This window comes from Erwinia sp. V71 (assembly GCF_965644245.1).
Lineage (GTDB): Bacteria > Pseudomonadota > Gammaproteobacteria > Enterobacterales > Enterobacteriaceae > Erwinia.
Map to the genome: position 1 here is coordinate 23,913 of NZ_CBFFRK010000038.1, position 10,473 is coordinate 34,385.

Consider the following 10,473-nt stretch of genomic DNA (forward strand, 5'->3'; position numbering starts at 1 on the left):
TCTTACAGTACACCGAAATGATTTTGTTTTAGGAATTTTCTCAGATCAGATTGCGTTTTCGTTATTCGCGACGCAATATCAGCACTTGCCATATAAATGCAGCATAAGAGGTAAATAACGTCGTATGGAATGGATCGCTGATCCGTCAATCTGGGCCGGTCTGGTCACGCTTATCGTGCTGGAACTGGTGCTGGGTATCGATAATCTGGTCTTTATCGCCATCCTCGCGGAGAAACTGCCGCCGTCGCAACGCGACCGCGCTCGTGTCACAGGCCTGATGCTGGCGCTGGTGATGCGCCTGCTGTTACTGAGTTCCATCTCATGGCTCGCCACCCTGACAACCCCACTTTTCACCATTACAGGGCACGGATTTAGTGCACGTGACATGATCATGCTGGTCGGTGGTGTGTTCCTGTTGTTCAAAGCCACCATGGAACTGAATGAGCGGCTGGAAGGGAAAGATGATGAGCAGAACCCGCAGAAACGCGGGGCGAGATTCTGGCCTGTCGTCGCGCAGATTGTGGTGCTGGACGCGATATTCTCACTTGATTCCGTCATTACCGCTGTCGGGATGGTCGATCATCTCGCTGTGATGATGGCTGCGGTGACGATGGCTATTTTCCTGATGTTGCTGGCCAGTAAGCCGCTCACCCGCTTCGTTAACGCCCATCCCAGCATCGTGATCCTGTGCCTCAGCTTCCTGCTGATGATTGGTTTCAGCCTGGTGGCCGATGGCTTTGGTTTCCATATTCCGAAAGGCTACCTCTACGCCGCGATTGGTTTCTCGGTGATTATCGAAGCCCTTAATCAGCTGGCAATTTTCAACCGGCGACGTTTTTTGTCAGCGAAAGCGCCACTGCGTAAACGTACCGCGGAAGCCGTACTGCGACTGCTGCGCGGCCACCATGAGCACGCCGAACTGGATGCGGATACGTCATCGCTGGTCGCCGATCACCATGAAAACAGCGGTATCTTCAATCGCCAGGAACGGCTGATGATCGCCCGGGTGCTGGGCATGGGTCAGCGCACGGTCAGCAGCATCATGACCTCACGCCATGATATTGAACATATCGATTTGCGTGACGACCCGGAGAAAATCATGGCGCAGCTGGACCGCAACCAGCACACGCGCATTATTATCACTGAAGGCAGTGATGAGCCGCTGGGGGTGGTGCATATTATCGACCTGCTGCATCAGTCGCTGCATCACGACTCGCTTGATCTGCGCTCGCTGATCCGCCAGCCGCTGGTCTTCCCGGAGCAATTGCCGCTGTTACAGGCGCTGGAGCAATTTCGTAGCGCGCGCACCCACTTTGCCTTCGTTGTCGACGAGTTCGGCTCCGTGGAAGGGGTGGTGACACTGAGCGACGTGATGGAAACCATTGCCGGTAATCTGCCGAATGAAAATGAAGAGCTGGATGCGCGCCACGATATCGTGCAGCACGATGACGGCAGCTGGACAGCCAATGGCTATATGCCGCTGGACGACCTGGTGCTGTATCTGTCATTGCCTCTCGACGAAAAGCGGGAATACCACACTATTGCCGGGCTGTTAATGGAGTATCTGCAGCGTGTGCCGCAGGAAGGTGAGGAAGTGCAGATTGGCGATTATCTGTTCCGTACGCTGCAGGTGGAGAGCCATCGCGTACAGAAAGTGCAGATTATTCCACTGAATGTCCCGGAGCCGGATTACGAGGTGTAACCCCTCCCCTGCCCCGCCTCTTCCCCCGCATTGCAGGGGAAGAAGCGCCTGTTATGGCAGGCTGGATTTGTTGCCTGGCTGCGGCGGGTTATTCTGCAGCCACTCATTCAGGCGTGATTTGGCCTCATCCTGCAGGCGTTTACGCAGCAACTGATCGACCTGCAGCGAATACTGCAGGCTATCCCAGCCACCATACAACCGTAGCGGAATGGCAGTGGTGGTGAGTGTCTGTACCAGCTGACTATTACCCTGCCAGCCGCTAATCACTTTAATATTGAACGTCACATCGCACTGCTGCCGCACCAGATCGATATTGCCGTTGCCGTTCAAATCCAGTAACTCAGAGTGACCACGCAGATTCTGCAGCACCAGCGCGCCTTTATTCAGCTGCATATTGCCCTGCAACTGCTGCACGGCGGTATACCCTTCCGGGCTGTCACTGCCGCGGACCTGATCGCTGCTGTTTTCCACCGCACGCTGGATCATTTGCTGGAAATTCAGTCCACTCAGTTGCGCGTTCGCCACGCTGAAGCTGGCTGTGCCACGCCACTGTTGTTTCATATCAGCGATGCTCAGGCCAGCGCCGCGCAGATCCGCGTCCAGCGACAGCCTGCCACTCAGTGTTTCCGGTAATTCCAGCGCCTTCAGCAGCGGCGCCGCGTCAATATCATGCAGTTCGGGCTGTAATGCGACCTGCAGCTGATCGCCGCGCAGGTTAAGCGTACCAGGCAGCGAAAAATCACCATTGCCGAATTTACCGCTGAAGGTGGCAAGGGTGATATCGCCCTGCTGATTGCGGGCATCGAGCTGCACCTGCGTCATATCCATGCCGCGCCAGCGCAATGCATCAGCACGCAATTTCAGCTGTGCAGTCATCGAATTCAGGGGGGAGTCGCGGTAGCTGAAGACCACAGGTTCGGCAATGACCGGCGCACGGGCGCTGACGGAAACCGCCTCACCCTGCGCGCCCTGCACCGCATCAGGGAGCTGACCGAGTAACGCATCCAGATCAAGCGTGGTCGCCTGCAGGTCAAGGTTCACATCCGGCGTGGCGCCGAGTTTGCCGCTCACTGCGCCTGTCAGCTGACTATTGTTAACGCTGAGCGCAATATTTTTCAGGGCGAACTGCTGGCGATCCTGCTGCCACTCCGCCAGCAGTTTCGTTTCACCCTGCAGCCCCTGTGATGGCAGACCGACGCCCTGCAGCTGCCAGTCAAACTGCTCTACCGTCGCCGTCAGCCGCTGCGGATAGCGCGAAACATCCATCGCGCCTTTGATGGCCAGTTGCAGTTCGCGCTGATCGCGGCTGACGCGTGTACTCAGTTCAATCTGCGCCTGTCTGTGCTCATCCTGTTTCAGCTCAAGATTAATATCGCGGAAATTAATCTCTTCACCGCCCGCCTGCTGCCAGATCAACAGGCTGTCAGCAATCTGCAGCTGGCCGATATCCAGCTTCCAGCCACTGACCGGCTCGGCAACGGTGCTGTCCGACGGGCCAACCGGGGCATTGGTCGGGCGTTGTGCTGCGCTGTCCGGCGTCACACGCATCACGGCATTTTTCACCATCACCTGCTTCACACTCAGCTGGTGAGAAAGCAACGGTAGCAGATTGACATCGAGGCGCATATTTTCCGCGCTCACCAGCGGCTGTGATGCGCCGGGGGCAGTAATCGACATGCGTCCGGAGAGAATGCTTAACTTAGGCCAGACATGCCAGCGCAGCTCGCCATCCAGCGCCAGCGTATAGCCGCTGCGCTGTTCGACCTGCTGCACCATGTACGCGCGGAAATCGTTAGGATTCACCAGCAATACCAGCGCGGACATACCTGCCACAATCACCACCAGCAAAATCGCCAGCGTGGTAATTAATCTTCTCATCCGTTCCTCTTCCAGGACTTCAGATTCAGTCCATTAGTCTTTATCAATACGACTGGCGACAGCGCCCTGCTGATCTTTGTATTTCGCATCCTGGCGGCGGTTATACGGCCGCGCCGCCGGACCGGAAAGCGGTTCAAAACTCAGTGCACCAATCAGCATGCCCGGACGCAGCGCCAGCGGCAACTTACCTGAATTATAGAACTCCAGCACAATTCGGCCCTGCCAGCCTGGATCGATACGGTGCGCGGTAACGTGCACCATCAGCCCCAGACGCGCCAGCGAGGAGCGACCATCCAGCCAGCCGACCAGATCGTCAGGCAGCGTGACGGACTCAAAGGTCACCGCCAGCGCCAGCTCGCCCGGGTGCAGGAAGAAAGCTTCGCTTTCCGCCAGCACAATCTCATCACTCATCACGCGATCCAGCGCGGCGCTGACTTCATCTTTCGGGCCACTCAAATCAATAAACGGCGCGGTATGGCCACGGAAGGTACGAAACTTATTGCCGAGGCGTACATCCACTGTCGCGCCGCTAATGCGTTCGATCGGCGGGCGTGGCGTAATTTCCAGCTTACCGCTGTCCAGCATGGCTTCAATATCGCGATCGCATAATCTCATCGCCGTTTACTCCCTTAAGCTGTTACTCAAAAAACTGGTTGATCTTCGCTTTCAGAATATCAATCGCAATACGGTTTTTACCGCCGCGCGGCACGATGATGTCCGCATACTGTTTTGACGGTTCGATAAACTGCAGGAACATTGGTCGTACCGTCTTCTGGTACTGCGCCATCACCGAATCCATCGAGCGGCCACGTTCATTGACGTCACGTTTCATACGGCGCATCAGACAGATATCCAGCGGCGTATCCACAAAAATCGAGAAATTCATCTCCTGGCGCAGACGCGCGTCGGTCAGCAGCAGGATCCCCTCAAGGATAATCACCTTCTTCGGCTTCAGATGAACGGTTTCGCTGGTGCGGGTATGTTCCACATAGCTGTAGACCGGCAGTTCAATATCCTGACCCGATTTCAGCATCTGTAAGTGTTGCAGCAACAGATTGTGATCCATGGCGCTGGGGTGATCGTAGTTAGTTTTAACCCGCTCTTCCATGGTGAGGTGGCTTTGGTCTTTGTAGTAAGCATCTTCCGGGATAACGCCGATATGTTCGTCGCCAACCTGGTCACGAATTTCACGGTAAAGAGTGCTGGAAATAAGGCTTTTACCCGACGCTGAAGCGCCTGCGATTCCGATAATGACGCACTGGTGAGACTTGTCAGTCATAAAATTAAAGACCTGATAACTAAGTGATACATCAGTCAGCGTGACGTATCAGAAATGAGAGGGTTGATTCGCGGGCAATTATAGGGATTTTGCCGATCTGATACCAGAAAAAAGCGGCGGGCGGCTTTTCAGAGTTTCCCTTTGGAGAAAACTCATCTTCATCGGTAAACTGCCGATAACAGAACAGAAGTGCTAATGACACTTTTTTGTTCGCTGTCTGTAGTCAGTTACAAGGAACACTATGTCCTGGAGAACCTTAACCTATTTCGGCGACAGTATGCTGCTGATCCCCACCGCGGTAATTATCGCGCTGGTGATGCCGTGGAAAAACGATAACCGGCATGCCGTCTGGTACTGGCTGCTGGCATTCGGTCTTGCCGGGATAACAGTCAGCCTGTCGAAAATCGCCTTTATGGGTTTTGGCATCGGCAGCGTGCGCTTTAATTTTACCGGCTTCAGCGGTCACAGTGCGATGTCCGCTACACTTTGGCCAGTGATTCTGTGGTTACTCTCTGGCCGCCTTGCGCCGCTATGGCGCGGCCTGGCGCTGGGCGTCGGCTATCTGATACCGCTACTGGTCGGATTCTCCCGGCTGGTACTGAATGCGCACTCCGCCAGTGAAGTGATCAGCGGCTTATTGCTGGGCTTTACTCTCAGCACCGCGTTTTTAGTGTCACAACGCCGCGCGCAACTGAAAGGCTTTAGTATCGCGCAGCTGAGCGTGGCGCTGCTGGTGCCGCTACTGCTGCTGAGTCAGGGACGAATTGCCACCACGCAGCATTTTCTCGAGCGCCTCTCGGCCCACATCGCCGGACTGGAAAAACCCTGGACGCGCGCGGATTTGCTGAAACGTCCCTAACGTTCTGATTTGCGTGGTGGATCGCGTATAATTACGCTGCCACACATGCATTGCGCCCCTGATGTGCTAGCATGCAAAAAGTGGCATTGTTGTAGTTAAGTTAGCCTGTTCTGCTGCCGCGCATTTCTGGAACTATTGATGACGACTGATATCCTGATATCTTTTCAACAGTCCGCATTATGGAAGAAAGCCCTGCAGCTGGGTGCGGCTAACTTCGCGCTGACGTTTTTCTGCCTCGAATTGATCAAGGTCAGCGGCAGTATCTCTCCGGTCTGGTTCGCGACCGCACTGATGACGGTCGTCGTATTCCGGCACACCCTGAACACCCTGCTGCCAGCACTATTATGTTGCACAGCGGCAATCATGCTGGCGAACACCCTGTTTTTTGGCCTAACGCTGACAGCGTCGGTTAAATATCCGCTGACGAATCTGCTGCAGGCGCTGGCAGGCGGTTATCTGTTGCGACTGGTGCTGGATCGCAAAGCACCGCTGAACTCGCTGGCCAGCTGGTCTAAGATGATGATCACCGTCGGTATCATCACTCCCCTGCTCGGCGGTGTGATTGCCGTCGTGTTACTGCACCATATACACAGCAGTAACTGGCACTTTTTCCTAACCTGGACGATTTCTGAAACAATTGGCATGCTGGCACTGGGCCCGGTGTGCATGCTGTGGCAACCCGGCTGGTTTCGTAAAGAGCTGCATCAGCGCGCCAAAGTCGAAGCTGTGGCAACACTGGTCATCACGCTGCTGCTGTGTTTTCTTGCGCTGCGCTATTTTCCGTGGCCGTTCACCTTTGTGATTGTCATTCTGTTCTGGAGTGCGGTGTGCCTGCCGCGGCTGGAAGCGTTTATCGTCTCCTTAGCGAATATCGCCATGATGTCATTAATGCTGGCGTTGCATGTGTTCGACCTGCGCAGCGCCAATCCGACATTTTCCATGACCGCACCCTGGGTGCCGTTCCTGATGGCGCTGCTGCCCAGCCATATTATGACGATGGTGATGCACTCGCTGCGTGAAGAGAAAAAACACATTACCGAGAGCGAAAACCGCTTCCGTAATGCCATGGAATACTCCGCCATTGGTATGGCGCTGGTCTCCACCAGCGGCAACTGGTTGCAGGTGAATAAAGCACTGTGTCAGTTACTGGGCTATGACGCGCCAGAGTTAAAGCGGATGAATTTCCAGCAAATTACCCATCCTGACGACCTGAATGTCGACCTGGAGCAGTTTGTCGATTTACTGTCTGGCGCGATCAACAGCTACACCATGGAGAAACGCTATTTCCGCAAGGATGGCGAACTGGTGTGGGCACGGCTGTCCGTCTCGCTGGCGCGTGATTCCGAAGGCGAACCACTCTACTTTATCTCGCAAATCGAAAATATTACCGCGTTAAAACGCGCGGCTGAAACCAACCGCCAGTTGATGGAGCGCATCACGCTGGCCAATGAAGCGGGAGGTGTCGGCGTCTGGGAGTGGAACCTCGACGACGACCTGATCAGCTGGGACAAACGCTCCTATGAGATCTTCGAACTGCCACGCAGTCACACCCCCACCATCGGCTTCTGGATGGAATGTATTGTGCCGCAGGACCAGCAAAAAATAGAGGATGCGCTGCAACATACGCTGGAAACACAACAGCCGCTTGATATTGAGTACCGTATCCGCAGCCAGCAGGGTGTGCGTCATGTGCGCGCACGCGCCAACTGTATTGCGCGCGCTGACGGAAAAATCGAGCGCATGCTGGGGGTTAATCTAGATGTTACCGAGATTAACCAGCTGAACGATGCGTTATTCCGCGAGCAGGAACGCATGCTGATTACCCTCGACTCCATCGGTGAAGCGGTGATCACTACCGATGAAGAGATGCAGGTGATCTTTATGAATCCGGTGGCCGAGAAGATGAGTGGCTGGACACTGGATCAGGCCACGGGAAAACAGCTGAGCACCATCTTGCATATCACCCACGGACGTGACGGGCCAGCCATGGAAAGCCTGCTGCTGTGCGAATTACCGTCGGCGAAAAGCACGCCAGATTTCGATCAGGATCTGGTGCTGCACAATACCAGCGGTGACCAGTTTGATATTCATTACAGCATTACGCCGCTGACCTCACCGGACGGGCATGACATAGGCAGTGTGATGGTTATCCATGACGTCAGCGAATCGCGCGAAATGCTGAAACGCCTGAGCTACAGCGCATCACACGATATGCTGACGCGCCTGCCAAACCGTTCGAGCTTTGAGCACCATCTGAAACGCATACTGGTGTCTGCCAGTGAACATCACCACCAGCATGTGCTGTGTTTTATCGATCTGGACCGCTTTAAGGCGATTAACGATACCGCGGGGCATGCTGCCGGAGATGCACTGTTACGTGAACTGGCAAGGCTGATGCAGTCGCAGCTGCGCGGCTCCGATATGCTGGCACGCCTGGGTGGTGATGAGTTTGGCCTGCTGCTGAATGACTGCACCACTGAGCAGGCAGGCGAAGTGATACAGCGTCTGGTCACCAGCATCAATGAGTACCGCTTCCTGTGGGAAGGCCGCCTGTACCGTGTTGACGCCAGTGCAGGCCTGACGCAAATCCATCATGACAACTGCCAGAATGCTGAAGTGATGGCGCAGGCGGATCTCGCCTGCTACACCGCTAAACATAACGGTCGTGGTCAGATGTCAGTCTACGAAGCGCGCCTGCAACGCCAGTTGCGTCCGGTCATCAGCCGTGAAGAGAGCCTGCGCATTATCAATGAAAACCCGCTGCGGCTGATGGTCTGGGCAGTGGCACCCCCGCGTAAAACACAGTCAGTCAGTTTCTGGCTGGCCGAGCTGCTGCTGTTCTCCGCCAGTGGTCAGGAGATAGAAGAGAGCGAATTCCGCAACAGCCTTACCGATCCGGAACAGTTTATCGCGCTGGACCGCAAACTTATCAGCACCTTCTGCAGCAGCTATGCAGCTGGCGTTGCTGATAAAGCGATCGGCATCGCCCTGCCGCTTTCGGCCTGGAGTCTGAAAGACCAGGAGTTTGTCACCGAACTGGCTGATAAGATCAGCAACGGTCAGGTCAGCGGCACGCTGTTGTGGTTTATGCTGGAAAGTGAAGCGATACAGGAACAGCACGAGCAGCTGCACAGCAATATTGCCCGCCTGCGCCAGCTGGGTTGCGGCATTATCCTGCGCAACTTTGGCCGCAATCTGGATGCCTTCCCCCTGCTGCCTGCTGATGAGATTGACTATCTGATGCTGAGCGCAGATCTGGTCAGCAACGTCCACTGCAATCTGATGGATGAAATGATGGTGTCGATTATTTATGGCCATGCTCAGCGCCTGGGTATCGCGACGATTGCCGGTCCGATAGAGCTGCCACTGGCGCTGGCCACGCTGACCACCATCGGTGTCGACGTGGCATGGGGCAGCGCCGTCGCCGATCGCGAACCCCTTCATACGCTGCTGAATCACAGCTATTTCGCCATTAAGTAACCGCTATCCCCGGTCATCTGACCGGGGAAAAAGTACATCAGAACGCGTAGCTGACGCTCACGGAGTAACTGCGTGGTTCGCCATACACCAGATAACCACCGAGATAGGTGTAGTAAGTGCGGTCGAACAGATTGTTGACGTTGGCCTGCACCGTCATTTGCGGCGTCACCTGATAGCGGGCAAACAGGCTCGCCAGCTGATTGCTCTTCTGGTAGATACGTTCTGTCGCGCCAGACGGCCCTGCCACATCCAGATAAGTACGATTTTGCCAGTTTACACCACCACCCAGAGTCAGATCAGGCAACATTGGCACATTGTAGCTGGAGAATAGCTTCAGGCTGGTTTGTGGTAGCTGCGCATTTACGCGATCTTCGTTAGCATCGCGCGCTACGTAGCGGGTCGCGCCGAAAGTCACTTTCAGGTTATCAGTGACATTACCATTCAGCTCAAACTCGATACCGCGACTGGTTACGCCCTGCGCGGCGTAGTAGGCATATTCACCGGTGTCTGCGACGGTCTTACCACCATCCAGCATTCCCACGTTATCCTGCTCGATACGGAATACTGCCAGGTTGGTGGTCAGACGGCCATTCAGCCAGTCCGACTTCAGGCCAAGCTCATAGTTTTTGCCGGTGACTGGCGACAGGTATTTGCCTTCAGTATCACGGTATTTCTGCGGCTGGAAAATAGAGGTGTAACTGGCATAGGCAGACCAGTTGTCATTGATGTCGTAGATCAGGCCGCTGTATGGCGTCAGGTTATTTTTCTCCATATCCGCTGAACTGCCGTGGGTGCTGTACTGGGTATAACGCGCACCGACAATCAGCGCCAGCGGATCAGCCAGTGAGAAACGCGCCGCGGTATAGGCTGATTTCTGACGAACAGTATCATCAGACATTAGCCCCCAGTTGTTCCAGTCTGGCTCAGCCACATCACCTGTCCAGTGATTGAAATCCCCCATTGCGGTTTCATCGAGCATGCTCCACGCGTAATCATAGTGGTTACGCTGACGACTGTAGTTTGCACCAGCCAGTAACTGGTGCTGACGTCCCAGTAAATCAAACGGACCGGAGGCGTAAATATCCACGGCTTCGGTCTTACGCGTACCTTTGTACCAGGCAGCATAACCCGTGGTGCCAATTCCTGTGTTTTCATCCGGGAAATTATTCGGCGACAGTACTTTCATATCAAAAGTACTTCGCGAATTCAGATAATAAGTGCAACGCTTGGTCATGTGGATGGAGGGACGGTTAGCTACCGATAAGCTATCCTGCT

The 10,473-nt window shown here is 54.9% G+C and carries 7 protein-coding genes; 3 read left to right on the forward strand and 4 right to left on the reverse strand.

Translation table 11 applies throughout. From position 1 onward, the window contains the following. The first annotated feature begins 124 nt into the window (after positions 1-124). On the forward strand, positions 125-1,702 hold the full coding sequence (locus ACSZO1_RS10555) for a TerC family protein (RefSeq protein WP_437612268.1): 1,578 nt from the start codon (positions 125-127) through the stop codon (positions 1,700-1,702). Between the two features lie 51 nt (positions 1,703-1,753). Here the strand turns inward: ACSZO1_RS10555 and asmA are convergent, their stop codons facing one another. Genes asmA through udk form a run of 3 tightly spaced genes read right to left on the reverse strand, consistent with a single transcriptional unit; the run spans position 1,754 to position 4,859 of the window. Beyond that, positions 1,754-3,580, reverse strand: coding sequence for an outer membrane assembly protein AsmA (asmA, locus tag ACSZO1_RS10560; protein WP_437612269.1), 1,827 nt, complete (start codon positions 3,578-3,580; stop codon positions 1,754-1,756). A gap of 33 nt (positions 3,581-3,613) precedes the next feature. Then, entirely contained in the window at positions 3,614-4,195 is a 582-nt protein-coding gene (dcd, locus tag ACSZO1_RS10565; protein ID WP_437612271.1) for a dCTP deaminase, read from the reverse strand. Positions 4,196-4,217: 22 nt separating this feature from the next. Beyond that, a complete protein-coding gene (udk, locus tag ACSZO1_RS10570; protein WP_437612273.1) occupies positions 4,218-4,859 on the reverse strand; it encodes a uridine kinase in 642 nt (213 codons plus the stop codon). A gap of 241 nt (positions 4,860-5,100) precedes the next feature. On the opposite strand from udk, the gene ACSZO1_RS10575 reads away from it, so the two are divergent. Together ACSZO1_RS10575 and ACSZO1_RS10580 are read left to right on the forward strand one after the other, a co-directional pair. Then, positions 5,101-5,718 carry a phosphatase PAP2 family protein gene (locus ACSZO1_RS10575; RefSeq protein WP_437612275.1) on the forward strand — a complete coding sequence of 206 codons (618 nt, stop codon included), beginning with the start codon at positions 5,101-5,103 and terminating at the stop codon, positions 5,716-5,718. Positions 5,719-5,856: 138 nt separating this feature from the next. Further along, positions 5,857-9,198, forward strand: a complete 3,342-nt coding sequence (locus ACSZO1_RS10580) for a diguanylate cyclase (RefSeq protein ID WP_437612277.1) — start codon at positions 5,857-5,859, stop codon at positions 9,196-9,198. Positions 9,199-9,235: 37 nt separating this feature from the next. On the opposite strand, the gene ACSZO1_RS10585 is transcribed toward ACSZO1_RS10580, so the two are convergent. Further along, positions 9,236-10,473 (reverse strand): TonB-dependent receptor domain-containing protein (locus tag ACSZO1_RS10585; protein ID WP_437612279.1); only part of this gene is annotated, 1,238 nt, incomplete at its 5' end.

Excerpts from the sequence above, each read along its gene's own strand:
- ACSZO1_RS10580 (WP_437612277.1), top strand. The coding sequence starts at position 5,857 with ATGACGACTGATATCCTGATATCTTTTCAACAGTCCGCATTATGGAAG.
- ACSZO1_RS10555 (WP_437612268.1), top strand. The coding sequence starts at position 125 with ATGGAATGGATCGCTGATCCGTCAATCTGGGCCGGTCTGGTCACGCTT.
- asmA (WP_437612269.1), bottom strand. The coding sequence starts at position 3,580 with ATGAGAAGATTAATTACCACGCTGGCGATTTTGCTGGTGGTGATTGTG.
- dcd (WP_437612271.1), bottom strand. The coding sequence starts at position 4,195 with ATGAGATTATGCGATCGCGATATTGAAGCCATGCTGGACAGCGGTAAG.
- udk (WP_437612273.1), bottom strand. The coding sequence starts at position 4,859 with ATGACTGACAAGTCTCACCAGTGCGTCATTATCGGAATCGCAGGCGCT.
- ACSZO1_RS10575 (WP_437612275.1), top strand. The coding sequence starts at position 5,101 with ATGTCCTGGAGAACCTTAACCTATTTCGGCGACAGTATGCTGCTGATC.